This window comes from Pseudomonas viridiflava (genome assembly GCF_003702045.1).
GTDB lineage: Bacteria > Pseudomonadota > Gammaproteobacteria > Pseudomonadales > Pseudomonadaceae > Aquipseudomonas > Aquipseudomonas viridiflava_C.
In genome coordinates this window covers 26608-51930 of record NZ_RBTP01000056.1, presented here as the reverse complement: position 1 = coordinate 51930, position 25323 = coordinate 26608, and the positions used below count along the sequence as shown (strand labels likewise).

Sequence of the window (25323 nt, the reverse complement as noted above, 5' to 3'; positions counted from 1 at the left end):
GGCTTCTCTTATTAATTCTGTAGTCGGGCGGTGGCGTCTGGCGCGCCGATCCGTTTCAAAGTGACGAGGTGTGTTCTGTCCAGGCGGCCACATAGGCCTTGGCACGCTCGGCGACATCGGCCGCGCTCATGCCCGGCTTGAACAGTCCGGAGCCAAGGCCGAAGCCTTTAACGCCCGCGTCGAGAAACACCTTCATGTTGTCCGGCGTGATGCCGCCGACCGGCAGCAGAATCGTGCCTGCGGGCAATACCGCCAGCCAGGCCTTGACCACTGCAGGCGACATTTGCTCGGCCGGAAACAGCTTGAGCACGTCCGCCCCTTCGCTCAGCGCGGCGAACGCCTCGGTGGGTGTGGCCACGCCCGGCGACAGGAACAGGCCGGCCGCTTTGGCCGCACGCAGCACCTTGGGATCACTGTGCGGCATGACGATGACCTGCCCGCCCGCATCCTTGACCTGAGTGACCTGTTCCGGGGTCAACACCGTTCCGGCACCGATCAGGCAGTCGGCAGGCAAACGCTGGCGCAACAAGCCGATGCTGTCGAACGGCTGAGGGGAATTGAGCGGTACTTCGATGACTCGAAAGCCCGCCTGATAGAGCTCATCGCCAATCGCAGGGGCCTCTTCGGGGCGCAGGCCGCGCAGAATCGCGACCAGTCCGTTTTCCTTCAATGCTTGCTTGAGCATGTCACACCTCTTGAACGTAATGGGACGACTGGCGCGCAACCAGACCCGCCTGGACCGCGACCTGCCAAAGGCCGCGTTCAGTCGCCTGAGCGGCAACGGTCACCCGAGGGAAACCGCAGGCGGTCAGGCCACGTGCATAGCGCTGGCACAACGAGTCGCTACCGATGAGAATCACCGCAGGCAGATGGCCGTGAGCGTCGTATTGAAGCCTGGCGAGAGACGCCAGTTCATGGCCGATCAACAGACCGGACAGATAATCGGGCTGGCTGCTCGCAGGCAACTGGCCGGTAAGGCCGAGCGTTCGGCAACTGAAGATGGTGGACAGAGGGCCTGCAACGCCCTCCTCCGACTGCGCATTGGCGAGCCCGCGATCGAACGCGGCGCTGTCGAACGCTTCGCTCGGCTGCATGGTGCGCCCAAGAATGGTGTGCGCGCACAACGCGGCGTACACCTCGCCGGTCATGAAGGTATCGAAATGAACGATGCGATCCTGCGCCACCTGCACCCATTTGGAGTGACTGCCCGGCAGACCGATCAACAGCGGCTGGCTGGCCGCCTGCTCATCGAGGCCCGCCAGCACACCCAGCACCTGGGTCTCCTCGCCACGCATGACGTTGGGCAAAGTCGAACGCTGCAAGACACCCGGAATGATGTGAACGGTCACGCCACGCAGACTGCTCACGGTCTGCAACGCGGCGCTCAACTCGTCGACGCTGGCAGGCGCTTCGCGATAGGTCGCCTCACGCCAGCCTTGGGCACTGCCGACCATGCCACAGGCGATTACCGGCAGATCGGGCTGCGCGTCGAGCCAGTCGCCGCACGCCTCATCGAACGCCAGCTCAAAACCGTCGCTGCACAACGTGCCCGCGACCTGCCGTTGCGTACTCGGCAGTTGCATGATGCCTGCGCTCAAGGCGCGTTGTTCCAGAACCCGGCCGTGCTCGCCAAGTCGGTAAGCACGAAGTGAGGTGGTCCCCCAGTCGAGCGCGATCAGTTGCGCCTGCATTGCTTCACCTTTTGTATTTTTGGAAGTGAGTGCAGGACGGACTATAAACCCGAAATCGAATTTATCTCAATATGTAAATTTCAATCCCACATATTGGGAAAAAAGAAATCATGCCTGATCGACAGGCGATAAAAAACCCGCGTCCTGATCAGGGCGCGGGTTTCGGGTGCAGCGGCGTTGCGATCAACGTTCCAGCAGGATTCTCAGCATGCGGCGCAGCGGTTCTGCCGCGCCCCACAACAGCTGGTCACCCACGGTGAATGCACCCAGGTACTGCGAGCCCATGTTCAGTTTGCGCAGACGACCCACCGGAATGCTCATGGTGCCGGTCACAGCCGTCGGGCTGAGGTCCTGCATGCTGGCTTCACGGTTGTTCGGCACCAGCTTGACCCACGGGTTGTGCTGGCTGATCAAGCCTTCGATGTCCGCAATCGGGACATCTTTGTTCAGCTTGATGGTCAGCGCCTGACTGTGGCAACGCATGGCGCCGATGCGCACGCAAATGCCATCCACCGGAATCGGGCTTTTGAAGCGACCCAGAATCTTGTTGGTTTCAGCCTGGCCTTTCCATTCTTCACGGCTCTGACCGTTTGGCAGCGCCTTATCGATCCAAGGGATCAGGCTGCCCGCCAATGGCACGCCGAAGTTTTCGGTCGGGAACGCTTCGCCGCGCATGGCCTCAGCCACTTTACGGTCGATGTCCAGAATGGCGCTGGCCGGGTTGGCCAGATCATCGGCAACCGACGCGTGCACCGCGCCCATTTGCTTGATCAGCTCACGCATGTTCTGCGCACCGGCACCGGAGGCTGCCTGGTAGGTCATAACGTTCATCCACTCGACCAGACCGGCGTCGAACAGGCCGCCCAGGCCCATGAGCATCAGACTGACCGTGCAGTTGCCACCGATGTAGTTTTTGGTTCCGGCGTCGAGCTGCTGGTCGATGACTTTGCGGTTGACCGGATCCAGCACGATGACGGCATCATCCTGCATGCGCAGACTGGAAGCCGCGTCGATCCAGTAACCCTGCCAGCCCGCTTCGCGCAGCTTGGGGAATACCTCATTGGTGTAGTCACCGCCCTGACAGGTGAGGACCACGTCCAGGGTTTTCAGCTCATCGATGCTGTAGGCATCCTTCAGCGGCGCAAGATCCTTGCCCACCGAAGGCGCCTGGCCACCGACATTGGAGGTAGTGAAGAACACCGGCTCAATGAGATCGAAGTCCTGCTCTTCCCGCATCCGCTGCATGAGCACGGAACCGACCATGCCACGCCAACCGATCAGACCTACACGTTTCATCGCAACACACCTAGAAAAAAAGTGGGACCGCCGCCTGCGGACGCACAGCAGATCAGCGGGCCAGAGAGATTACAGATTCCGCAGCGCGGCGACTACTGCATCACCCATTTCCTGCGTACCGACTTTGGTGTTGCCCCCGGAAAAGATGTCGCCGGTACGCAGCCCCTGGTCCAGAACGACGCTGACGGCCTTTTCGATGGCGTCTGCGGCATCGGTCAGGTTGAAGCTGTAACGCAGCATCATCGATACCGAGAGAATAGTCGCCAACGGGTTGGCAATGCCTTTACCTGCGATGTCCGGTGCCGAACCGTGGCAAGGCTCGTACATGCCTTTGTTGTTGGTATCCAGAGAAGCCGAGGGCAGCATGCCGATGGAACCGGTCAGCATCGAGGCCTGGTCGGACAGGATGTCGCCGAACAGGTTGTCGGTCACGATCACGTCGAACTGCTTGGGCGCACGCACCAGTTGCATCGCGGCGTTATCGACGTAAATGTGGCTCAGTTCGACTTCCGGGTAATCCTTGGCAACCTGCTCGACGATTTCGCGCCACAACTGGCTGGAAGACAGCACATTGGCCTTGTCTACCGAGCACAGTTTCTTGTTGCGCACCATCGCCATGTCAAAGCCGACACGGGCGATACGACGGATCTCGCTTTCGCTGTACGGCAGCGTGTCGTAAGCCTCGCGCTCGCCATTGTCCAGCACACGAACGCCGCGTGGCGCGCCGAAGTAGATACCGCCGGTCAGCTCGCGCACGATCAGGATGTCCAGACCGGCAACGATTTCGGGTTTGAGGCTGGAGGCATCGGCCAGTTGAGGGTAAAGAATCGCCGGACGCAGGTTACCGAACAGGCCCAGTTGCGCACGGATCTTCAGCAGACCTCGCTCCGGGCGGATGTCGCGCTCGATGGTGTCCCATTTCGGACCGCCGACAGCGCCCAGCAGAACCGCATCGGCAGCACGGGCGCGCTCAAGGGTTTCATCGGCCAGCGGCACGCCGTGCTTGTCGATGGCTGCGCCGCCGATCACGTCGTGGGTCAATTCAAACCCCAACTGATACTTCTCATTGGCCAACTCCAGCACCTTGACCGCTTCGGTCATGATTTCCGGACCAATGCCATCACCTGGGAGAATCAGAATCTGCTTGCTCATAACTTCCTCGATTTTTTATATCGACGCTTTGAAGAGCGCCTGTTTATAACGTTTAAGACCGCAAAAACATTAGCGCTCGGCCCACAGCACCAGCACGTCGGTACTGAATGAACCTTGAGCATCGATCTCGAAATACTGACGCACCTCATCGCCCATCGCCTGCTGCAGTTCGCGTATGGCCACGCGCAATGGCTGCGGGGTGCGCATGCGCTCGACCCACGAATCGAACTCCAGGTGCAGACGCTGGCGAGTATGACTGCGGGTGAACAGCCCTGCGTCGCTGACCTGATGCAGCCACTCTGCGGCAGAATAATCGCCCACATGGCTGGTATCGCGCAGCACCTCCACTGTTTGCAGATACGTATCCAGCAACGGACTGCCCGGCGACATGACGTCGATGAACGCCGCCACCCCACCCGGCTTCAGCACCCGACGCACTTCACGCAGAGCCAAGGCAAGGTCGCTCCAGTGGTGGGCCGAGTAACGACTGAACACGAAATCGAACTCACCGTCGGCAAACGGCAAGCGCTCGGCCGCACCGCACACCGTGCGAATATTACCCAACCCCTTGTCGGCAGCCGCCGCGGCGACCACGTCGAGCATCTGCTGCGACAGGTCGTACGCGACCACTTCACTGACCGACGGGGCGACATTGAAGCTGACATGCCCGGCCCCGCAGCCCAGGTCCAGCACCCGCGCGTCGTCCCGCCCTTTGACAGAGTCCTGTAGCAGCGCGAACTCGGCACCTTGCGCGTGCACGGCGCTGTTCAAATAGGCCGAAGCCTGCTCGCCGAATTGACGCTGTACGACCTGGGTGTGGGCAGCTTTAGTCATGGATGGCATCTCTGATGGTTCAGGGCTTTGAATTGCGGCGTTCTTGAGGTTGCCTTCGCGAGCAAGCTCGCTCCCACATAAAACCGCGTTCAGTCAGTCGGCCATGTATGTCAGTGGGAGCGAGCTTGCTCGCGAAAAGGTCAGTAGGCCCGGCGAAGGTTCAGTGTGAAATACAGCCTTCCAGGACAACGCCACGCCTACCGGACGTTGATTGCTCGATTGTCAGTCGCGAAACAGCCACGGCTGGCTCGCACGATGCTTGCTCTCGAACGTTGCGATGGCATCGGCGTCCATCAACGTCAGGCCGATGTCGTCCAGACCGTTGAGCAGGCAATGCTTGCGAAACGCGTCGATCTCGAAGCTTAGGGCCTTGCCGTCCGGACGGGTCACAGTCTGGGCTTGCAGGTCGATGTTCAACTGATAACCCGGGCTGGCTTCAACCTGTCTGAACAGCTCGTCGACATCAGACTCGCTCAGAATGATCGGCAGCAAACCATTCTTGAAGCTGTTGTTGAAGAAGATGTCGGCATAACTCGGCGCGATGATTGCGCAGAAGCCGTACTCTTCCAGCGCCCAAGGCGCGTGTTCGCGGCTGGAGCCGCAGCCAAAGTTTTCACGGGCCAGCAACACGCTGGCACCTTGATAACGCTCGTGGTTGAGCACGAACTCATGGTTCAGCGGACGCTTGGAGTTGTCCTGATACGGCTGCCCCACGTCCAGATAACGCCACTCGTCGAACAGGTTAGGGCCGAAACCCGTACGCTTGATCGACTTGAGAAACTGCTTGGGAATAATCTGGTCGGTGTCGACGTTGGCACGATCCAGCGGAGCGACCAGGCCGGTGTGTTGGGTAAAGGCTTTCATGCGGATTTCCTCAGTGCTGGATCAAGTCGCGAACGTCAACGAAACGGCCGTTGACCGCTGCGGCTGCCGCCATCGCCGGGCTCACCAGGTGCGTACGGCCGCCTGCGCCCTGACGCCCTTCGAAGTTGCGGTTGGAGGTCGACGCGCAGTGCTCGCCTGACCCCAGGCGGTCCGGGTTCATCGCCAGGCACATGGAACAGCCCGGCTCGCGCCACTCAAAACCGGCTTCGATGAAGATCTTGTCCAGCCCTTCCTGCTCGGCCTGCGCCTTGATCAGCCCCGAGCCTGGCACCACGATAGCTTGTTTAATGGTCGCGGCTACCTTGCGGCCCTTGGCAATGTCGGCTGCGGCTCGCAAGTCTTCGATACGCGAGTTGGTGCAGGAACCGATGAACACGCGATCCAGCTGAATGTCGGTGATCGGCTGATTGGCTTTCAGGCCCATGTATTTCAAGGCACGCTCGATGGAACCACGCTTGACCAGGTCCATTTCCTGCGCCGGATCGGGCACGTTCTGATCGACAGCCAGCACCATTTCCGGCGACGTACCCCAACTGACCTGCGGCTTGATGTCAGCAGCGTTCAGCTTGACCACGGTGTCGAACACCGCGTCCGGGTCGGACACCAGATCCTTCCACGCCTCGACCGCCAAGTCCCATTCCGCCCCTTTTGGCGCAAACGGACGACCTTTTACGTACTCGACAGTCTTCTCGTCGGTGGCCACCATGCCGACGCGAGCGCCTGCTTCGATGGACATGTTACAGATGGTCATGCGGCCTTCGATAGACAGGTCACGGATTGCGCTGCCCGCGAACTCGATGGCATAACCGTTGCCGCCCGCCGTGCCGATCTTGCCGATCACAGCCAGCACGATGTCCTTGGCGGTCACGCCGAACGGCAGTTGCCCTTCGACCGAGACCAGCATGTTCTTCATCTTTTTGGCGACCAGGCACTGGGTGGCCAGCACGTGCTCGACCTCGGACGTACCGATGCCGTGGGCCAGCGCCCCGAAAGCGCCATGTGTGGAGGTGTGCGAGTCGCCGCAGACCACACTCATGCCCGGCAGAGTCGCGCCCTGCTCCGGGCCGATCACGTGCACGATGCCCTGACGCGGGTCGTTCATCTTGAATTCGGTGATGCCGTATTCGTCGCAGTTGTCGTCCAGCGTCTGGACCTGCAGGCGCGACACCTGATCTTCGATGGCACCGATGCCGCCCTTGCGTTCCGAGGTGGTCGGCACGTTATGGTCGGGGGTCGCGATGATTGAGTCGATGCGCCACGGCTTGCGCTTGGCAAGGCGCAAACCTTCAAAGGCTTGGGGCGAAGTCACTTCATGGATGATATGACGGTCAATGTAGATCAGCGCCGAACCGTCGTCGCGCTGTTTGACCAAATGCGAATCCCAGAGTTTGTCGTAAAGCGTTTTACGGGCCATTGGACGTACTTCCTCATCAGCTTTTTTATGCCTTGGGCAACGGACGTCCATGAGCCCTTGGCTTGTGTGGTCATCCTAGGGAATGTGCTTAAATAACTCCAATTCATATTTTTTATGCTTTGGATAACCAATTGGAATCTGACGATGGACCTCGCCAATTTAAACGCCTTCCTTGCCATCGCTGAAACCGGGAGTTTCTCGGGAGCCGGTGAACGCCTGCACCTGACTCAGCCCGCCATCAGCAAGCGGATCGCAGGCCTTGAACAGCAACTGGGCGTGCGCCTTTTCGACCGCCTGGGCCGTGAAGTGAGCCTCACCGAAGCGGGCCGTGCGCTGCTTCCACGCGCTTACCAGATCACCAACGTGCTGGATGACACACGCCGTGCGCTGACCAATCTGACCGGCGAGGTGTCCGGGCGCCTCAAGCTGGTGACCAGTCACCATATCGGCCTGCATCGTCTGCCACCTGTGTTGCGTGAGTTCACCCGCACCTATCCGGCCGTGGCACTGGACATACGGTTCATGGACTCCGAAGCGGCCTATGACGAAATTCTGCACGGTCGCGCCGAGCTTGCGGTGGTCACGCTCGCCCCGGAGCCCCACCCCCTGGTGCGCGCCACACCAGTATGGGACGACCCGCTGGACTTCGTCGCGGCACCGGAGCATCCACTGGCCAACAGCGGCCCCATGAATATGGAAGACATAGCCCGGTATCCGGCGGTCCTGCCCAGTGACAATACCTTTACTCACAAAATTGTCAGCAATCTGTGCGAGGCCCACGGCCTCAAGCCCGATATCGCGATGAGCACCAACTACCTGGAAACCATCAAGATGATGGTGTCCATCGGGCTGGCCTGGAGCGTTCTGCCACGCACCATGCTTGATGAACAGGTTGCGCGCATTCCGTTGACAGGCGTGCAACTCAATCGCCAGCTAGGCTATATCCTGCACACCGAGCGGACTCTATCAAATGCGGCCCGCGCATTCATGAAATTGTTGTAATGCGCGATACAGCGGTTAATAGTGGTTTCCGTGCGATACAGAATGCAGACCGATCGTTTTACTGGCTTTATTTATCGAAGGCTCGTGATCAATGCCCAACCCTTTGGATCCCTCCATTCTGCCAGCGTCCTCGTGGCCGTCAGCCGCACAAGCGGCGCTCGACACCGTTGAGCAAACCCTCAAGGAAACGCGTGATCGTCTGAATCTGGCGCTGGATTGTGCACAAATCGGGACCTGGGAATGGAACATTGCCACCGATCGACTGCACGCCTCGGCGCGAGCCGCTCAACTGCACGGCCAACCAGCCCAATCGCTCGATTATGATTTCAACCGCTTTCTGGCAGGCGTACCGGCGGCTGAACGCCATCGGATGCGAACGGCCTACAAGGCAGTGCTCGCCGATGAACAGAATGTTTTCCAGCTGACCTATCGCTTTCAACTGCAAAGCGGCCTGTCTCGCCTGCTCGAAAGCCGCGCCATGCTGTACCGCAACGCGGACGGCACACCGTCAAGGCTGGTCGGTACTTTGCTTGATATCACACAGCAGCACGCTCAGGCGGCTCTGGAGGCCAGCGAGGAGAAGTTCGCCAAGGCTTTTCACTCAAGCCCCGACTCGATCACCATCACCGAACTGGGCACTGGCCGCTATGTAGAAGTCAATGACGGCTTTTGTCGCCTCACCGGCTACAACGCGCCGGAAGTACTGGGCAAGACGGTTCACGAAATAGGTATATGGACCGATCCCGATCAACGCCAGCAGATGGTTGAACAACTGCATGAAACCGGACGGGTTCATCACCGGGAAATGGCGGGTCGCAACAAGCATGGCGATCCGCTGACCCTGGATGTGTCGGTGGAATTCATCACCCTGAACGACACGGCTTGCCTGCTGATGAACGCGCGCGACATCGGTCAATTGAAAAGCGCCCAGGCACAAATCCAGCATCTGGCCTATCACGATCCGCTGACCGGCCTGCCCAACCGCGCCCTGCTCATGGACCGCTTGAGCCAGCAACTGTCGCTGCTCAAACACCACCGCCTGCGCGGCGCCCTACTGTTTCTGGACCTTGACCACTTCAAGCACATCAATGACTCGCTCGGTCATCCCGTCGGCGACAGCGTGCTGAATATCGTCGCTGCCCGGCTTGAAGCCAGCGTGCGACTCGAAGACACCGTGGCGCGCTTGGGCGGGGACGAATTCGTGGTCCTGATCTGCGGCCTGGAGGGCTCTCGCCAAGAGGTCACTCAGCAGGTCCAGGAACTGTCCGACAACCTGCGTGAGCTGTTGGCCGAACCGATGTTTCTCGACGGGCACCGCCTGCAAGTCACGCCCAGCATTGGCATGGTACTGATCCCGGATGACGGCTCCACCCCGGCCGATCTGCTCAAGCGTGCCGATATTGCCCTGTACCGGGCCAAGGATTCGGGGCGCAATGCGGCGCAGTTCTTTCACAGCTCCATGCAAAAAGCCGTCAGCCAGCGATTGCGGATGGAAAACGATCTGCGCCTGGCGCTGACCCGCAACGAGTTCCACCTGCACTTCCAGGCCCAAGTGGACTGCCGAAACGAGGTTCTGACGGGTGCAGAAGCGCTGCTGCGCTGGCAACATCCCGACTATGGCCTGCTGCCGCCCACCCAGTTCGTGCACATTCTCGAAGAGAGCGGGATGATCCTCGAAGTGGGCAGTTGGGTGCTGGACGAAGCGTGCAGAACGGCGGGGCGACTGCTCAAACAAGGGCTGATCACGCATAACGCCTTTCTGATGGGGGTCAACATCAGCCCCCGTCAGTTCAGACAAACCGACTTCGTCGAGAGGGTGCAGCGCAGCCTGAAACTGCACCATCTGCCTGCCGCCATGCTCAAACTGGAAATCACCGAAGGTATCGTCATCCAGAACCTGGAAGACACCATCGCCAAAATGCGCAGCCTGAAGAAGATAGGCGTGACCTTTGCGATGGATGACTTCGGGACGGGCTACTCGTCGCTGACGTATCTCAAGCGCCTGCCGGTGGACACGCTCAAGATCGACCAGTCGTTCGTTCAGGACGCTACCAGCGACCCCAACGATGCGGAAATCATCCGCGCAATCGTAGCGATGGCGCAAAGCCTCAACCTGAATGTGATTGCCGAGGGCGTCGAGACGGTCGAGCAACTGGCCTTTCTCGAAAAGCTGGGCTGCCATGTCTATCAAGGCTACCTGTTCAGCGAGCCTCTGGACGATTCGGGATTCGAAACCCTGCTACGTCTCAAGCAGCATCTGCGACAACCCAGCCTGCTGCCCGATCACTAAACGCAGAAAGGCGCCCGAAGGCGCCTTTCCGTTACCACAATGATCACTGCTCTATAGCTTTCTGTGTGTTCAGCGGAATACGCTTTGGCTTGGCCTCTTCCGGTACGTTACGCACCAGATCGATGTTCAGCAGCCCATGAGACAAATCGGCACCCCGAACTTCGATATTGTCAGCCAGCCGGAACGACAACTTGAATTCACGCCGGGCAATACCCTGGTGCAGATAGGTCACGTTTTCGGCCTCGCGCTCGCGCTTGCCGCCGGTCACCGTCAACACCCCTTTCTCGACCTGCAAATCAAGGTCTTCTTCCTGCATGCCTGCCGCTGCGATCACGATCCGGTACTGATCGTCGCTATGCCGCTCCACGTTGTAGGGAGGGTAGCCACTGGACGAATCATTGCGTGCCGCCGACTCGAAAAGGTCGTTGAAGCGGTCGAAGCCCACTGAGTGACGAAACAGTGGAGCCAGAGAAAATGCAGTCGTCATGATAATTCTCCTGTTAATCAGCGAGTGGTTTGCGCGACCCGACTTCGGCATCGCGTAATCCCCAAACTAAGGTCGCTCGCTGGCTTTTCAAGAGTGAATTTTCAGGAAAATTACGACCGTTCGTCGGGCTGGTTGTCGGCTGAATAGCCGAGCAAAACACTGATCCGGTCGCAGTCGGTTTCGCGGCGCAAGGCGTTGAACATCAGCGTTGCTTGCGGGTAACTCTTGGTCAGCAACACCAGCCATTGCTTGAGACGGCCGGGAGCCTGCACCAGGGTCATCTTGGCCAGGCAATCGCCCCAGAACGTCCGCAACATCGGTTGCAGTTCGGCCCAGGTCATCGGCACAACGTCTTCGCCCGCATGGGCTGCCGCGATCTGTCGGGCCAGGTCAGGACGTGCCACCAGTCCGCGACCGATCATGATGTCCCGTGCGCCACAGATTTCCTGACAGCGCCGCCAGTCTTCCACCGTCCAGATCTCGCCATTGGCGACGACCGGCACCTTGACCACCTCCTGGATACGCGCGATCCATTCCCAATGAGCTGGCGGCTTATAACCATCAACCTTGGTGCGGGCGTGCACCACGATTTGCTCAGCGCCGCCGTCAGCCAGCGCACGCGCGCAATCCAGCGCGCCATCGGTATTTTCGTACCCCAGGCGCATCTTGGCGGTGACTGGAATCTCCTGGGGCACGGCGCGCCGCACCTGACTGACGATGGCATGAAGCAGATCGGGTTCTTTGAGCAGAATGGCACCGCCACGGGAACGATTGACAGTCTTGGCCGGGCAACCAAAGTTCAGGTCCAGCACCGGTGCGCCCAACTCGCAGGCAAACGCAGCGTTCTCAGCCAGGCACACCGGGTCGGAGCCCAGCAGTTGGAGTCGCAGCGGTGTGCCCGCGTCAGTCTTCGCACCCTTATGAAATTCCGACGCGTACTTGTAGAAGTAGTGAGCCGGCATCAGACGCTCGGACACCCGGATGAATTCGGTCACACACCAGTCGATGCCGCCGACGTGGGTCAGCACATTACGCAGGATGTCGTCGACCAACCCCTCCATAGGCGCCAGAGCAATTTGCATGGGTCACACTCGAAAAAAGTCCGGCAGTTTACTGTTCGCCGCCAGGATTGGGAACGCCGCCATCCAACATCGCCGCACCGTAGCCTTCGATGAACTCGAGCGGCATACGTTTGGGGCGACCGGTGCTCAGCTCGATGCAGACAAAGGTGGTTTGCGCCCTCAGCAACGTGAGGTTGTCGGCAGGCCGTTTGAGCTGGAAAACGCGGGTCATCTTCAGACGACGATCCCAATTGATGATCCAGGTCGCCAGTTGCAGCTCGTCGCCCTCGTAGGCACTGGCCAGATAATCAATCTCATGCCGCACCACCGCCATCGCACGGTCCAGACGTCGATACTCGGCGAGGTCCAGCCCCAGATACTGCGAATGGCGCCAGGCACAGCGCTCCAGCCAACTGACGTATACCGCGTTATTGGCGTGCCCCAGACCGTCGATGTCATCGCTGCCGACATTCAGATCGATGACGAAAGGCGTTGCCCGATCCCAGACCATGCTTGCTCCTGCTTGGGTAAATGATTGGCCGCAGTGTAGCTGCAATGCATGCCCGGCAAGGCATGTCTGGAGATATCCGGAGACAGGAGAAGGGTTAGAAAAGAAGTAAAACCCTGAAAAAACAAAAGGGCCATTCAATAATCGAATGACCCTTGGTCCCGCAGAGCGGGAAATCGTGGCGTCCCCTAGGGGACTCGAACCCCTGTTACCGCCGTGAAAGGGCGGTGTCCTAGGCCACTAGACGAAGGGGACGCAAAACCTTCAGTCAGGTTCATCACCGATGAACCTTGGCAAAATTGGTGGAGCTAAGCGGGATCGAACCGCTGACCTCCTGCATGCCATGCAGGCGCTCTCCCAGCTGAGCTATAGCCCCGGATTTATCGCCTCGCGGCGGAGTTCAACCTTCCGGCATCACTCGGTAAAACTGGCGTCCCCTAGGGGACTCGAACCCCTGTTACCGCCGTGAAAGGGCGGTGTCCTAGGCCACTAGACGAAGGGGACAAAACCTTCTACCTGATCAGAGTTGGGACTCTGATCGATTCAACATCTTGTTTTACCAAGCCTTGAATCTTGAATTTGGTGGAGCTAAGCGGGATCGAACCGCTGACCTCCTGCATGCCATGCAGGCGCTCTCCCAGCTGAGCTATAGCCCCACATCAGTGGACGGGGCGCATGTTAAGCGTGAGTCGCTAAGCTGTCAAATTTATTTTCGAGAAATTTGAAAGTTTTTCGTCGGCATAACAATCACTTACCGTTTCGGCCCGCAAATCCGAGGCCAGGCCGACCACTGTATGCCCGCTCACACGGGCACGCAGCAGCTTCTCTACATCAGTGGCTGGTCAGGCAATCGCGCCCAGCAATTTTTCCCACTCTTTGTTTTCTTTCTTCGAGACGCCGCCCAGCAGATCGATGGCCTGACGCAGACGGAAACGGGTCAGGTCGGGACCGAGAATCTCCATCGCATCCAGCACCGAGACCGAGCTGGCCTGCCCGGTAATCGAGGCGAACATCAGTGGCATGGCGTCACGCAATTTGAGACCAAGGTGCTCGACCACAGACTGAATGCAGGCGGTGATCGGATCCTTCTCCCACTGACGCAGCGATTCAAGCTTCCACAGGATCAACTGCATCAACTGGCGCACCTGATCGCTAGACAGCTTCTTGTGCTCGAACAGCTTCACGTCCGGGGTGACGCCACCGGCGAAGAAGAAGCTGGCCAGTGGCGCAACCTGGCTGAAGGTTTCGACGCGGCCCTGCACGTGCGGCGCGATCTTCATCATGTACTCGGGATTCAGCGCCCAGTTCTGCACGCGGGCAGCAAACTCTTCGACCGGCAGCTCACGCAGCCATTGACCGTTGAGCCAGGACAGTTTTTCGATGTCGAAGATCGGGCCGCCCAACGAGACGCGGGACAGGTCGAAGTGCTCGACCATTTCCTGCAGCGAGAACTTCTCGCGCTCATCCGGCATCGACCAGCCCATGCGGCCCAGGTAATTGAGCATGGCTTCAGGCATGAAGCCCATGCGCTCGTAGAAGGTCACCGAGGTCGGGTTCTTGCGCTTGGACAGCTTGCTCTTGTCCGGGTTACGCAACAGTGGCATGTAGCACAGCTGCGGCTTTTCCCAGCCGAAGTATTCGTACAACAGGATCAGTTTCGGCGCCGAGGGCAGCCATTCTTCGCCGCGCAGTACGTGGGTGATGCCCATCAGATGGTCATCGACGACGTTGGCCAGGAAGTAGGTTGGCAGACCGTCGGTCTTCATCAGGACTTGCATGTCCATGCGGTCCCACGGGATTTCCACCTCGCCACGCAACAGGTCAGGCACCACGCAAACGCCTTCGGTCGGCACCTTCATGCGGATGACGTGCGGCTCGCCAGCGTCCAGACGACGCTGCACTTCTTCTTTGGAAAGCAGCAGCGCGCGACCGTCATAGCGCGGGGTTTCGCCCCGGGCCATCTGCTCGGCACGCATTTCGTCCAGCTCTTCGGCGGTGCAGAAGCACGGGAAGGCGTGGCCCAATTCGACCAGTTGCTGAGCGTATTTCTGGTAGATCTCGCCCCGCTCGCTCTGCCGGTAGGGACCGTGCGGCCCGCCGACGTCCGGACCTTCGCTCCACTCGATGCCCAGCCAGCGCAACGCGTCGAAAATCTGCTGTTCGGACTCGCGGGTCGAACGCAACTGATCGGTGTCTTCGATCCGCAGGATGAACTCGCCACCGTGCTGCTTGGCAAAGCAATAGTTGAAAAGTGCGATGTAAGCCGTGCCAACGTGGGGGTCGCCCGTGGGCGATGGCGCGATGCGGGTACGAACGGTGGTCATGGAAAATCCCGAAATAAGGTCGATCAAGCGCGGAATGTTAACAGGCCGGGGGTGTTGGGCTCCAGCGCGGGTGCGGTAGTTGATGGCGCCTGACGTTTCACAGCCTGAGTACATAAATCAGACAGCATGGATGCAAGTGGGAGCGGACTTGTCCGCGAAAGCCTCATCACAAACGCTGATGCCTCAATGAATGTACCGGACCTTCGCGAGCAAGCTCGCCCCCACCAGGGTGTACAGACCATCGTGCCTATCAAATAGACATGCCTGAGCGCAGGGCTGCGCAGAATGCACCCGATATCTGCATCACACCGTCAGCAACCGCTCGCGCAGTTTGCCGATTTCGTCACGCATTTGTGCCGCCGCCTCGAACTCCAGGTCGCGGGCCAGCTGGTACATCTTCTCTTCCAGTTGGCGGATCCGCTTGGTGATTTCGCTTGGGGAGCGCAGTTCGTTTTCGTACTTGGCGTTTTCCTCCGCCGCCTTGGCCATGCCTTTGCGCTTCTTGCTGCGCGAACCAGGCACCGTGGCGCCTTCCATGATGTCGGCCACGTCCTTGAACACGCCTTTGGGTGTGATGCCATGTTCCAGGTTGAACGCGATCTGCTTTTCACGACGCCGCTCGGTCTCGCCGATGGCCCGCTCCATAGACCCTGTCATCCGGTCGGCATACAAGATCGCCCGGCCGTTGAGGTTACGCGCCGCCCGACCGATGGTCTGGATCAGCGAACGGTCAGAGCGCAGGAAGCCTTCCTTGTCGGCATCGAGAATCGCCACCAACGACACTTCAGGCATGTCCAGACCCTCGCGCAGCAGGTTAATCCCCACCAGCACGTCGAAGGTGCCCAGCCGCAAGTCGCGGATGATCTCCACTCGCTCCACCGTGTCGATGTCAGAGTGCAAGTAACGCACCCGCACCCCGTGGTCGCTGAGATAATCGGTCAGGTCTTCGGCCATGCGCTTGGTCAGCGTGGTCACCAGCACCCGTTCGTCTATCGAAGCACGCTTGTTGATTTCCGACAGCAAGTCATCGACCTGGGTCAGCGCCGGACGAATCTCGATCTGCGGGTCCACCAAACCGGTCGGACGCACCACCTGCTCGACGATACGTCCGGCGTGCTCTTCTTCATACTTGCCGGGCGTCGCCGAAACGAAGATGGTTTGCGGACTGACATTCTCCCACTCTTCAAAACGCATCGGCCGGTTGTCCAGCGCCGACGGCAGGCGGAAACCGTACTCCACCAGGGTTTCCTTGCGCGAACGGTCGCCTTTGTACATGGCGCCGACCTGCGGCACGCTGACGTGGGACTCGTCGATCACCAGCAAGGCGTCCGGCGGCAGGTAGTCGTACAGGGTCGGCGGCGGCGCACCAGTCGGACGGCCCGACAGGTAGCGGGAGTAGTTCTCGATGCCGTTGCAGTAGCCCAGCTCCAGAATCATCTCCAGATCGAACCGGGTACGTTGCTCCAGGCGCTGGGCTTCGACCAGCTTGTTCTGGCTGCGCAAGTATTCCAGGCGCTCGCCGAGTTCAACCTTGATGCCTTCCATCGCCTCCAGCAGTGTTTCGCGGGGCGTGACGTAGTGGCTCTTGGGGTAGAAAGTGAAACGCGGCAGCTTGCGGATCACTTCGCCGGTCAGCGGATCGAACGCCGACAGGCTTTCGACTTCGTCGTCGAACAGCTCGACACGGATCGCCTCCAGGTCCGATTCGGCCGGGTAGATATCGATCACATCGCCACGCACACGGAAGGTCGCACGGGCGAAATCCATGTCGTTACGGGTGTACTGCAAGTCCGCCAGACGGCGCAGCAAGGCGCGCTGATCGAGTTTGTCGCCCCGGTCGATGTGCAGCACCATGCGCAGGTAGGTTTCCGGACTGCCCAGACCATAAATGCACGACACCGTGGTGACGATGATGGCGTCCTTGCGCTCCAGCAGGGCCTTGGTCGCGGACAGACGCATCTGCTCGATGTGGTCATTGATCGACGCGTCCTTCTCGATGAAGGTGTCGGACGACGGCACATAGGCTTCTGGCTGGTAGTAGTCGTAGTAAGACACGAAATACTCGACGGCGTTGTTCGGGAAGAACGCCTTGAATTCGCCATACAGCTGCGCCGCCAGGGTCTTGTTGGGCGCCAGCACCAGCGTCGGGCGTTGCACTTGAGAGATGACGTTGGCGATGCTGAACGTTTTGCCCGAACCCGTCACACCCAGCAGGGTCTGGTGCGCAAGTCCGGCGTCGATCCCTTCGACCAGTTGGCGAATGGCCTCGGGCTGGTCGCCAGCGGGCTCAAAACGGGTAACGAGCTGGAACTCGGACATAACCTACCTCTTGAATTCGTTCGCGTCGGGGTTCGCGACAAGGACTCGTCCGCACGGCTTGCACCGGCAATGACGAAATCACCACCGACGGCTCGTCCCGTCAACGGGGGACGACGTGCGGTGGTGTCAGTGCTTGAAGTGATGCACTGTAAATGGAGACGTTTGCGCATGTTTCAAGGCGCTCATTCAATCAGTGCTTACATCATTGAGGTTTCAACGGGACGAACGTTCTGCAAATAATCCGAAAAACCTTGAAAAAACCTGCACTCCCCTGTCGCCCCTGGGGGGGATGCTCTTTATACTAGCTCCCCGTTTATGCACCGCTTTGGCGCATTCGGCCGCGGCGTGCATTTCCCTCCCTCCTTCATTCAGAGCTGCCGCAAAAATGAGCCTCTTCTCCGCTGTCGAAATGGCGCCCCGCGATCCGATCCTGGGTATCAACGAAGCATTCAACGCCGACACCCGCACCACCAAGGTCAATCTTGGCGTGGGCGTCTACTGTGACGAAGACGGACGCATTCCTCTGCTGCGCGCAGTGGCTGAAGCCGAGAAGATCCGCGTGGCGCAGCATGCGCCACGGGGTTATTTGCCAATCGACGGCATCGCCGCCTACGACCAGGCCGTGCAGAAACTGCTGCTGGGCGCAGATTCGCCGCTGATCGCGTCAGGCCGTGTGCTGACCACTCAATCGGTCGGCGGCACCGGCGCGCTGAAAATCGGTGCAGACTTCCTCAAGCAACTGCTGCCCAACGCTGTCGTAGCCATCAGCGACCCGAGCTGGGAAAACCACCGCGCACTGTTCGAAACCGCAGGTTTCCCGGTTCAGAACTACCGTTACTACGACGCAGCCTCCCACGATGTGAACCGTGGCGGCATGCTCGAAGACCTGCAAAACCTGCCTGACCATTCCGTGGTCGTGCTGCACGCCTGCTGCCATAACCCGACCGGCGTCGACCTGAACCTGGAAGACTGGAAAAAAGTGCTGGAAGTGGTCAAGGCCAAAGGGCACGTGCCGTTCCTGGACATGGCTTATCAGGGCTTCGGCCAAGGCATTCAGGAAGACGCCATCGCTGTGCGCCTGTTCGCTGAGTCCGGCTTGACCTTCTTCGCCTCCAGCTCGTTCTCCAAGTCGCTGTCGCTGTACGGCGAACGTGTGGGTGCGCTGTCGATTGTCACTGAATCCAAAGAAGAAACCACTCGCGTCCTGTCCCAGGTCAAGCGCGTGATCCGCACCAACTACTCCAACCCGCCGACCCACGGTGCAATCATTTCCGCCGCCGTGCTCAACGATCCGGCGCTGCGTGCCATGTGGGAAACGGAACTGGGCGAAATGCGCGTGCGCATCCAGGGCATGCGCAAGGCGATGGTCGAGCGTCTGGCCGACAACCCGGCCGGTCAGGACTTCAGTTTCGTCGGCCGCCAGTGCGGCATGTTCTCTTACTCAGGCCTGACTGCCGACCAAGCCCAGCGCCTGCGCAGCGAGTTTGGGATCTATGCGCTGGACACCGGTCGTATCTGTGTCGCTGCGCTGAACCAGAAGAACATTGACGCGGTGTGCGACGCGATCAAGAAGGTGTTGTAAGAAGAAAATGATCGAGCTCATCGCTCCACGCAGCCATGCATCCCGTGACGCTCTGCGTCACAAATGGCCGGACGCGGAGCGTGGGCACGATGGTCGGGCTCAGTCAGCACCGCTTATACCACTCGGCAATCCGATCGAACGATCCCTTTCCTCTCCGCCTCGAACGTCTGTCAGCCATTTTTGAAGCAGACTTTCGAGGTATACATGTCTACCGAACCGCAACGGCAAAAAGAGCAGGCACCCGGTCAACACACGCCGCCGGACCAAGGGACGGACCGCAACGATCCGGCTATCGATCCGCAAGAGCCGGATGCTGTACCGGATTCGAGCGGGCATGACGGCCAGCGTCATAACCAGCAGCAAAGCCAGAGCCAGAGCCAGTCGCAAGGCTCGTCTGAAAAAAGCGCCTATGTGCCTGACTATGAGCCTCAGGAAAAGCCCCAGACTCAACGCAATCATCAACCGACCCAAGGCGTCGATGCTGATATCGATACGCAAGGCGGCTGACAACACGGCCCTTAAGCAATGTGAATTGGGCCACGCGGCCCAATCACGGCGGCTAGCTGATTGACAACTGCCCGATCAGCGTCCGGAAGACGAAGGGTCTTCCTTGATCTCCAGCACCTGATACCCCGGATCAGCCTTGATTTGCTGCTCGGTGAACGGCAGCGTCGTCCATTGCTTCTTCGAAAACGCCTCGGTCTGGTCCCTTGAATGCGCCGACTGCGGGTTGCTCGACTCGGAGAACGCCAGCAGCCCCTTGGCCTGCGGACCATCATTGTCGAACGTCACCACTTGCAGATAGCTGGTGCCGCTGACCACTTCACGCTTGCCGTCCTTGCCCGCTACGGTCTGCATCGCGTTGTAGACGCCCAGTGCTGCCGGACCGCCGTGGATCGGAACAGGTACACCACTCTGGCTCGACACCTGAATGTCACCCCAGGTCGTCTTCGCTGACAGACCGGCCTTGCTCACTTCATCCAGCGCCGTCAGCATGGCGGCACGTAACGCCGTAGCAACTTCCGGGTACTCGATGGCCAGACCACGGGGCGTGTGAACCGGGTCCTTGGCATCGAACACCACTCGCCAGCGCGAACCGACCGTCTGCATCGCGCTCATGATTTTCTGGAAATACACCAAACCCAAGCCGCTGTTGAGATCAGCGCGTCCGTCCCAGGTTTTCAGGGCTGTACACAGCGGTGCGAGGCGTTTTTCATCGCCACCCAGCCCTGTGGCACAGAACTGCAAGAGGTCCGGCAATACTTGCCCGGCCTGATACACCTCGTTGTCCATCACCATGGCTTGCAGGTTCTCGACGCTGACCTTGCCCATCTGCTGCAGTTTGCCGAGTCGATCCAGCGCAAAACGCGCACGCAACCCGAGCGGCTGGCCTTCCTGGCTGATCAGCGGCGAGAAGTTTTTCTGCGGCGCTGCCGGGTTGACCATCCAGGCTGAGTCGTTGGAATGCTGCACGAAGTCTGTTCGCAACAGTTGCGGCTGTCGCGACGAAGGGTAAATACCCGGCTGCGCCGCCTCGGGCGAGATATCCCAGTTACAGTCACTGCGCGAACCGTCGAGGACGATCAATTCGGTGCCGATGCGCGGGTCGCTGCACTTGGCAAGCTTCACCGCGTCGACATTCGGCTGTACAGCGCCTGGCCCTTGGCATCCACCGCCACGGTGTTCACCCACGGAATCCCCTGAAGGCTGCGCACCGAATCCTGGAACGCTTTGAGACTCTTGGCCTGATCCATCGCATACCACTGTTGCAGCACCCGGTCGTTCTTCAGGTTTGCATCGCGCAGGCTGAAGGCGAACTTGTCATCCCAGTCCAGCCTTCCCGGCCATTGCACCACCGGACCGAATGTCGATGAATAGACGGTACGGGTCACCGGCTTGACGCTGCCGTCCGCCTGCTTCACCTGCACGCTGAGCTGTTGCTTGCCCATCGCCACTGACTTGCCGTCGAGCAGGTAACGTGTCGGGTCTTTCGGGTCCAGTTGCAAACGATGCAGGGTGAAATGCCTGGACGTATCGACGGTATGGGTCCAGGCCAGGTGCTGGTTGAAGCCGATGTTGATCAGCGGCAACCCCGGCAACGCAGCGCCCATCACGTCCAGCTTGCCGGGGATGGTCAGGTGCATCTGATAGAAACGCATGCCGCCGCCCCACGGGAAGTGCGGGTTGGCCAGCAACATGCCGCGTCCGTTGGCCGACAGCTCGCGCCCGATCGCCACCGCATTGCTACCGCGCTCCAGTGCGAACCGCTCATTGCGAGCGGCAGCCAGTTGTAAGGCCTGACGCTGCTCGCGCTCAACGCCGACCTGAGCACCCTTCTGCGGCGGGCTGGCCCCGGCCAGCGCTTCAGTGAACTGCCCCACCCCGCCTTCGACCAGCAATCGACGGGTCAGGCGCACCAGATCGTCGGTACTGATCGGTCGTACCCATTCAGCGGCGCAGGCTGTCGGCAAGCCTTTGGCATGCTGCTCGCCCAGTGAGCGGTTATAGCCGGCCGCGTAACCCTGCATCAATTGACGAATCTCGGCCGGCTGGGCCTTCCAGAAATCGGCCAGCGCCTCAGGCGTGTTCAGCCATTTGAACAGCAGGTCGCTGGCCATATTGTTGCGCTGTTCGAGGGTCGCCTTGTCGGGGCCGAAATAGCGGGAGCGCTCACCATTGACCGTAACGACCTCGTTGGCGAGCAGGCACAGGTTGTCCTGGGCATAGGCGTAACCGATGCCGTAACCCAGCCCGCGTTCGTCAGCAGCTACGATATGCGGCACGCCAAATGTGGTGCGACGCACTTGCGCCGAGGCGCTCTGATTCTCGGGAGCAACCAGTGCCTGAGCGGGCAGCACCAGCCCGAACGAAAGACCTGCAACAAGTAAACCGGACAAGGGCCTGGACATAAACACGCTGACTCCAACTGGGCAGGAAAACGAAGAGGACCGGAACGGACCGTTTCAAACAGACAGAACGTAAATTCACGGGAAAACACGGACTTTTGTGGGGGCGGACTTGTCCGCGAAAAGGCCGGTACATTCGACGCATTTGCAGTGGCTGAAATACGGCATTCGCGGACAAGTCCGCTCCCACTGTGTTTGCTGCGCGATAGCGCTACGTCAAAGACGTGGTGGTGCTTCACAAAAAGCGTGCCGTGCGACAGCGCTACAAACTGACCTTTAAACGAGATTGGAGCCCGAAATTTAGTCGATTAAGGGCTATAGCCCGACAACGCTAAATTCCGCTCCACTCGCCTCGTCTTACTGACAGCCCCCATAGCCGTCGCCCGTCGCCCGGCCGATTTTTTCCAGGCAGGAACCCTGCATGAAACGCTCTCGACTCCCTCGGCGCACTGTCCTCGCGGCGCTGTGCCTGTTTCCGGTCATCGCCGTGTGCGCCTGGCAAATCCTGCCGGACAGCCACAGCAACGTGCCTACCGTGACAGTCACCCGCAGCAACATAGAAAGCAGCGTGACAGCGTTGGGCACTCTGCAACCGCGCAGCTACGTTGACGTCGGTTCGCAGGCCACCGGGCAGATCATGAAGATCCACGTGCAAGTGGGCGACCAGGTCAAGGAAGGTCAGCTGTTGGTCGAAATCGACCCGTCCACTCAAAAAGCCAGACTCGACGCGGCGCGCTACGCTATCGACAACCTCAAGGCACAGCTTCAGGAGCAACGTGCGCTGCACGAGCTCGCGCAGCAGAAGCGGCAACGTCAGCAGCGTCTGGCGGCCGGTGGCGCAACCCGTGCCGAAGACGTACAGGCGGCCGAGTCGGAATTTCACGCCACCCAGGCCCGGGTCGACATGTTCAAGGCGCAGATCCTGGAAGCCCAGGCCGCACTGCGCAGTGACGAGGCCGCGCTGGGCTACACCCGCATTTATGCACCCATGAGCGGCACCGTGGTTGCGCTGGACGCCCGCGAAGGCCAGACCCTCAATGCGCAACAACAGACCCCGTTGATTCTGCGCATCGCCCGGCTCTCGCCCATGACCGTCTGGGCTGAAGTGTCCGAGGCCGACATCGGCCATGTGAAACCGGGCATGAACGCTTACTTCACCACCCTGAGCGGCGGCAGTCGGCGCTGGAAAAGTACCGTGCGCCAGATTCTGCCGGTGCCGCCCAAACCGCTGGAACAGGCGAATCAGGGCGGCGGCAGCCCGAGCAGTTCGCGCAAAAACGGTGGCGGTCGAGTGGTGCTGTACACCGTACTGCTGGATGTCGACAACGACGATCAGGCGCTGATGGCGGAAATGACCGCACAAATCTTTTTCGTTGCAAGCAGCGCGACGGACACGCTGACCGCACCGCTTTCGGCCTTGAAAACCGACGCCCAAGGCGATCTGCAGACGGCACAGGTGCTGACCGCCAGCGGCGAGGTGCAGAGCCGTCAGGTGCGCACCGGGATCAGCGACCGGTTGCGGGTGCAGGTCCTTGACGGTCTGGAAGAAGGCGAACGCGTGCTGGTGCCCTCCGCGCTTGGCAGCGGAGGCTGAATGCAGACGCCGTTGATCGACCTGCGGGCCATCCGCAAATCCTATGGCGGAGGCGACAGCCCGCAGGTCAACGTGCTGCAAGGCATCGACCTGTCGATCCACGCCGGAGAGTTCGTGGCGATTGTCGGAGCATCCGGCTCCGGCAAATCGACGCTGATGAATATTCTGGGCTGCCTGGACCGCCCCACTTCGGGCGAATACCTGTTTGCGGGGGAAAACGTCGCCGAACTGAGCAGTGACGAGCTGGCCTGGCTGCGCCGCGAAGCCTTCGGCTTCGTGTTTCAGGGTTATCACCTGATCCCGTCTGGCTCGGCCCAGGAAAACGTCGAGATGCCGGCAATCTACGCGGGCACTCCGGCAGCGCAGCGGCATGCCCGCGCCGCCGCCCTGCTCGATCGGCTGGGGCTGGCCTCGCGCACCGGCAATCGCCCGCATCAACTGTCTGGCGGTCAGCAGCAGCGGGTGTCGATCGCGCGCGCCTTGATGAACGGCGGCCACATCATCCTCGCCGATGAACCCACCGGGGCACTGGACAGCCACAGCGGCGCGGAAGTCATGACCTTGCTGGATGAGCTGGCCAGTCAGGGCCATGTGGTCATTCTGATTACCCACGACCGCGACGTCGCCGCCCGCGCCAGACGCGTCATCGAAATCAGCGACGGGCGAATCGTCAGCGACACGCTCAGCGAGACTGTCGGAAACGCTCAGCCGACAGGCGCACTGCAAGCGGTCGATCTACGGGCACGACTGGCCCAGGGCAGCAACGCCCGCAGCGCGTGGAAAGGCGAGTTGGTCGACGCCGTTCAGGCGGCGTGGCGAGTGATGTGGATCAACCGGTTTCGCACCGCACTGACGCTGCTGGGCATCGTGATCGGCGTCGCCTCGGTGGTGGTCATGCTGGCGGTGGGCGAAGGCAGCAAGCGTCAGGTCATGGCCCAGATGTCGTCCTTCGGCTCCAACATCATCTACTTGAACGGCAAGGCACCCAGCCCGCGTGCCCCGAAAGGCATTATCACCCTCGAAGAAGTCGCTGCGCTGGGTGATCTGCCCGAGGTCAGGATGATCATGCCGGTCAACGGCGGACAGGCAGGTGTGCGCTTCGGCAATGTCGACCACTCCAGCTACGTGGGCGGCAACGACACGCACTTCCCGGCCATATTCAACTGGCCGGTGGTGGAAGGCAGCTACTTCACCGAAGCCGATGAACAGAGTGCCGCGGCAGTGGCTGTGATCGGGCACAAAGTCCGGCAAAAGCTGTTCGGTGAGCGCATCGACCCCATCGGCCAGTACATCCTGATCGAGAACGTGCCGTTTCAAGTGGTGGGCGTGCTTCAGGAAAAAGGCGCCAGCTCGGGCGACCTGGACAGCGACAACCGCATCGCGATTCCCTATTCATCGGCCAGCATTCGCCTGTTCGGCTCGCAAGACCCGGAGTACATCACAATCGCTACCCGCGACGCCGAAAACGTCAAACAGGCAGAAGCGGCGATCCGCGACCTGCTGAACCACCTGCACAACGGCAAACAGGATTACGAGCTGACCAACAACGCAGCGATGATCCAGGCCGAGGCCCGCACGCAAAACACGTTGTCGTTGATGCTCGGCTCGATTGCGGCCATCTCGCTGCTGGTCGGCGGCATCGGCGTCATGAACATCATGCTGATGACCGTTCGCGAGCGGACGCGGGAGATTGGCATCCGCATGGCCACCGGTGCGCGTCAGAGCGACATCCTCCGCCAGTTTCTCACCGAAGCGGTGATGCTTTCGGTGGTCGGAGGGCTGGCCGGCATCGTGCTGGCACTGGGCATGGGCACGGTGTTGCTGTTGAGCAAGGTCGCGGTGGCCTTTTCGCTGTCAGCCGTGGCGGGAGCCTTTGGCTGTGCATTGATCACCGGGGTGATCTTCGGCTTCATGCCCGCCCGCAAAGCCGCCCGCCTCGACCCGGTTGCGGCCCTCACCAGTCAATGAATGATCATTC

Annotated in this window: 18 protein-coding genes, 4 tRNA genes and 1 pseudogene; 6 read left to right on the top strand and 17 right to left on the bottom strand. The window is 60.2% G+C overall.

The window, feature by feature from the left end:
- Positions 1-55: 55 nt before the first annotated feature.
- The 7 genes from ALP40_RS17205 to leuC all read right to left on the bottom strand — a co-directional run bounded on the left by ALP40_RS17205 (position 56) and on the right by leuC (position 7272).
- Positions 56-685, bottom strand: a complete 630-nt coding sequence (locus ALP40_RS17205; protein WP_122209418.1) for a 2-dehydro-3-deoxy-6-phosphogalactonate aldolase — start codon at positions 683-685, stop codon at positions 56-58.
- A gap of 1 nt (position 686) precedes the next feature.
- Positions 687-1691 (bottom strand): 2-dehydro-3-deoxygalactonokinase, encoded by a 1005-nt coding sequence (locus tag ALP40_RS17200; protein WP_122209417.1) that lies wholly within the window; start codon positions 1689-1691, stop codon positions 687-689.
- A gap of 183 nt (positions 1692-1874) precedes the next feature.
- Positions 1875-2987: an aspartate-semialdehyde dehydrogenase gene (gene asd / locus ALP40_RS17195; RefSeq protein ID WP_122209416.1), complete on the bottom strand. Its 1113-nt coding sequence runs from the start codon at positions 2985-2987 to the stop codon at positions 1875-1877.
- Between the two features lie 69 nt (positions 2988-3056).
- Positions 3057-4139 (bottom strand): 3-isopropylmalate dehydrogenase, encoded by a 1083-nt coding sequence (gene leuB / locus ALP40_RS17190; RefSeq protein WP_122209415.1) that lies wholly within the window; start codon positions 4137-4139, stop codon positions 3057-3059.
- 69 nt (positions 4140-4208) lie between these two features.
- Positions 4209-4973 carry a class I SAM-dependent methyltransferase gene (locus ALP40_RS17185; RefSeq protein WP_122209512.1) on the bottom strand — a complete coding sequence of 255 codons (765 nt, stop codon included), beginning with the start codon at positions 4971-4973 and terminating at the stop codon, positions 4209-4211.
- A gap of 222 nt (positions 4974-5195) precedes the next feature.
- Positions 5196-5837 (bottom strand): 3-isopropylmalate dehydratase small subunit, encoded by a 642-nt coding sequence (gene leuD / locus ALP40_RS17180; protein ID WP_122209414.1) that lies wholly within the window; start codon positions 5835-5837, stop codon positions 5196-5198.
- A 10-nt stretch (positions 5838-5847) separates the two neighbouring features.
- Positions 5848-7272, bottom strand: a complete 1425-nt coding sequence (gene leuC / locus ALP40_RS17175; RefSeq protein ID WP_122209413.1) for a 3-isopropylmalate dehydratase large subunit — start codon at positions 7270-7272, stop codon at positions 5848-5850.
- Between the two features lie 144 nt (positions 7273-7416).
- Here leuC and ALP40_RS17170 point away from each other — a divergent pair, with 144 nt between their 5' ends.
- On the top strand, positions 7417-8274 hold the full coding sequence (locus tag ALP40_RS17170) for a LysR family transcriptional regulator (RefSeq protein WP_122209412.1): 858 nt from the start codon (positions 7417-7419) through the stop codon (positions 8272-8274).
- Positions 8275-8365: 91 nt separating this feature from the next.
- Positions 8366-10564, top strand: a complete 2199-nt coding sequence (locus ALP40_RS17165; RefSeq protein ID WP_122209411.1) for a bifunctional diguanylate cyclase/phosphodiesterase — start codon at positions 8366-8368, stop codon at positions 10562-10564.
- A 43-nt stretch (positions 10565-10607) separates the two neighbouring features.
- Here ALP40_RS17165 and ALP40_RS17160 read toward each other — a convergent pair whose 3' ends face one another.
- The 9 genes from ALP40_RS17160 to uvrB form a co-directional block, all read right to left on the bottom strand.
- Positions 10608-11051 carry an Hsp20 family protein gene (locus tag ALP40_RS17160; RefSeq protein WP_004882612.1) on the bottom strand — a complete coding sequence of 148 codons (444 nt, stop codon included), beginning with the start codon at positions 11049-11051 and terminating at the stop codon, positions 10608-10610.
- Between the two features lie 110 nt (positions 11052-11161).
- Positions 11162-12133: a tRNA-dihydrouridine synthase gene (locus ALP40_RS17155; protein ID WP_122209410.1), complete on the bottom strand. Its 972-nt coding sequence runs from the start codon at positions 12131-12133 to the stop codon at positions 11162-11164.
- 28 nt (positions 12134-12161) lie between these two features.
- A complete protein-coding gene (locus tag ALP40_RS17150) occupies positions 12162-12623 on the bottom strand; it encodes a thioesterase family protein (protein WP_122209409.1) in 462 nt (153 codons plus the stop codon).
- Between the two features lie 176 nt (positions 12624-12799).
- Positions 12800-12875 (bottom strand) — tRNA-Glu (locus ALP40_RS17145).
- 45 nt (positions 12876-12920) lie between these two features.
- A tRNA-Ala gene (locus ALP40_RS17140) sits at positions 12921-12996 on the bottom strand.
- Between the two features lie 52 nt (positions 12997-13048).
- Positions 13049-13124, bottom strand: a tRNA-Glu gene (locus ALP40_RS17135).
- Between the two features lie 76 nt (positions 13125-13200).
- A tRNA-Ala gene (locus ALP40_RS17130) sits at positions 13201-13276 on the bottom strand.
- Positions 13277-13462: 186 nt separating this feature from the next.
- Positions 13463-14944 carry a glutamate--tRNA ligase gene (gene gltX, locus ALP40_RS17125; RefSeq protein ID WP_122209408.1) on the bottom strand — a complete coding sequence of 494 codons (1482 nt, stop codon included), beginning with the start codon at positions 14942-14944 and terminating at the stop codon, positions 13463-13465.
- 303 nt (positions 14945-15247) lie between these two features.
- A complete protein-coding gene (gene uvrB / locus ALP40_RS17120) occupies positions 15248-17263 on the bottom strand; it encodes an excinuclease ABC subunit UvrB (RefSeq protein WP_122209407.1) in 2016 nt (671 codons plus the stop codon).
- Positions 17264-17648: 385 nt separating this feature from the next.
- On the opposite strand from uvrB, the gene ALP40_RS17115 reads away from it, so the two are divergent.
- On the top strand, positions 17649-18845 hold the full coding sequence (locus tag ALP40_RS17115) for an amino acid aminotransferase (RefSeq protein WP_122209406.1): 1197 nt from the start codon (positions 17649-17651) through the stop codon (positions 18843-18845).
- Positions 18846-19049: 204 nt separating this feature from the next.
- On the top strand, positions 19050-19352 hold the full coding sequence (locus ALP40_RS17110) for a hypothetical protein (RefSeq protein WP_122209405.1): 303 nt from the start codon (positions 19050-19052) through the stop codon (positions 19350-19352).
- 75 nt (positions 19353-19427) lie between these two features.
- On the opposite strand, the pseudogene ALP40_RS17105 reads toward ALP40_RS17110, so the two are convergent.
- Positions 19428-21754: pseudogene (locus ALP40_RS17105) on the bottom strand (acylase).
- Between the two features lie 418 nt (positions 21755-22172).
- Here ALP40_RS17105 and ALP40_RS17100 point away from each other — a divergent pair.
- Both ALP40_RS17100 and ALP40_RS17095 read left to right on the top strand, forming a co-directional pair.
- Positions 22173-23345 carry an efflux RND transporter periplasmic adaptor subunit gene (locus tag ALP40_RS17100; RefSeq protein WP_122209404.1) on the top strand — a complete coding sequence of 391 codons (1173 nt, stop codon included), beginning with the start codon at positions 22173-22175 and terminating at the stop codon, positions 23343-23345.
- Complete coding sequence (locus ALP40_RS17095; RefSeq protein ID WP_122209403.1) at positions 23346-25313, top strand: MacB family efflux pump subunit; 1968 nt, start codon at positions 23346-23348, stop codon at positions 25311-25313. It begins immediately after the preceding gene.
- Positions 25314-25323 lie beyond the last annotated feature (10 nt).

Coding starts and splice junctions, on each gene's coding strand:
- ALP40_RS17100 (WP_122209404.1), top strand. CDS start 22,173: ATGAAACGCTCTCGACTCCCTCGGCGCACTGTCCTCGCGGCGCTGTGC.
- ALP40_RS17170 (WP_122209412.1), top strand. CDS start 7,417: ATGGACCTCGCCAATTTAAACGCCTTCCTTGCCATCGCTGAAACCGGG.
- ALP40_RS17185 (WP_122209512.1), bottom strand. CDS start 4,973: ATGACTAAAGCTGCCCACACCCAGGTCGTACAGCGTCAATTCGGCGAG.
- ALP40_RS17200 (WP_122209417.1), bottom strand. CDS start 1,691: ATGCAGGCGCAACTGATCGCGCTCGACTGGGGGACCACCTCACTTCGT.
- ALP40_RS17205 (WP_122209418.1), bottom strand. CDS start 685: ATGCTCAAGCAAGCATTGAAGGAAAACGGACTGGTCGCGATTCTGCGC.
- ALP40_RS17115 (WP_122209406.1), top strand. CDS start 17,649: ATGAGCCTCTTCTCCGCTGTCGAAATGGCGCCCCGCGATCCGATCCTG.
- leuC (WP_122209413.1), bottom strand. CDS start 7,272: ATGGCCCGTAAAACGCTTTACGACAAACTCTGGGATTCGCATTTGGTC.
- asd (WP_122209416.1), bottom strand. CDS start 2,987: ATGAAACGTGTAGGTCTGATCGGTTGGCGTGGCATGGTCGGTTCCGTG.
- ALP40_RS17160 (WP_004882612.1), bottom strand. CDS start 11,051: ATGACGACTGCATTTTCTCTGGCTCCACTGTTTCGTCACTCAGTGGGC.
- ALP40_RS17165 (WP_122209411.1), top strand. CDS start 8,366: ATGCCCAACCCTTTGGATCCCTCCATTCTGCCAGCGTCCTCGTGGCCG.
- ALP40_RS17110 (WP_122209405.1), top strand. CDS start 19,050: ATGTCTACCGAACCGCAACGGCAAAAAGAGCAGGCACCCGGTCAACAC.
- gltX (WP_122209408.1), bottom strand. CDS start 14,944: ATGACCACCGTTCGTACCCGCATCGCGCCATCGCCCACGGGCGACCCC.
- ALP40_RS17095 (WP_122209403.1), top strand. CDS start 23,346: ATGCAGACGCCGTTGATCGACCTGCGGGCCATCCGCAAATCCTATGGC.
- ALP40_RS17150 (WP_122209409.1), bottom strand. CDS start 12,623: ATGGTCTGGGATCGGGCAACGCCTTTCGTCATCGATCTGAATGTCGGC.
- leuB (WP_122209415.1), bottom strand. CDS start 4,139: ATGAGCAAGCAGATTCTGATTCTCCCAGGTGATGGCATTGGTCCGGAA.
- ALP40_RS17155 (WP_122209410.1), bottom strand. CDS start 12,133: ATGCAAATTGCTCTGGCGCCTATGGAGGGGTTGGTCGACGACATCCTG.
- uvrB (WP_122209407.1), bottom strand. CDS start 17,263: ATGTCCGAGTTCCAGCTCGTTACCCGTTTTGAGCCCGCTGGCGACCAG.
- leuD (WP_122209414.1), bottom strand. CDS start 5,837: ATGAAAGCCTTTACCCAACACACCGGCCTGGTCGCTCCGCTGGATCGT.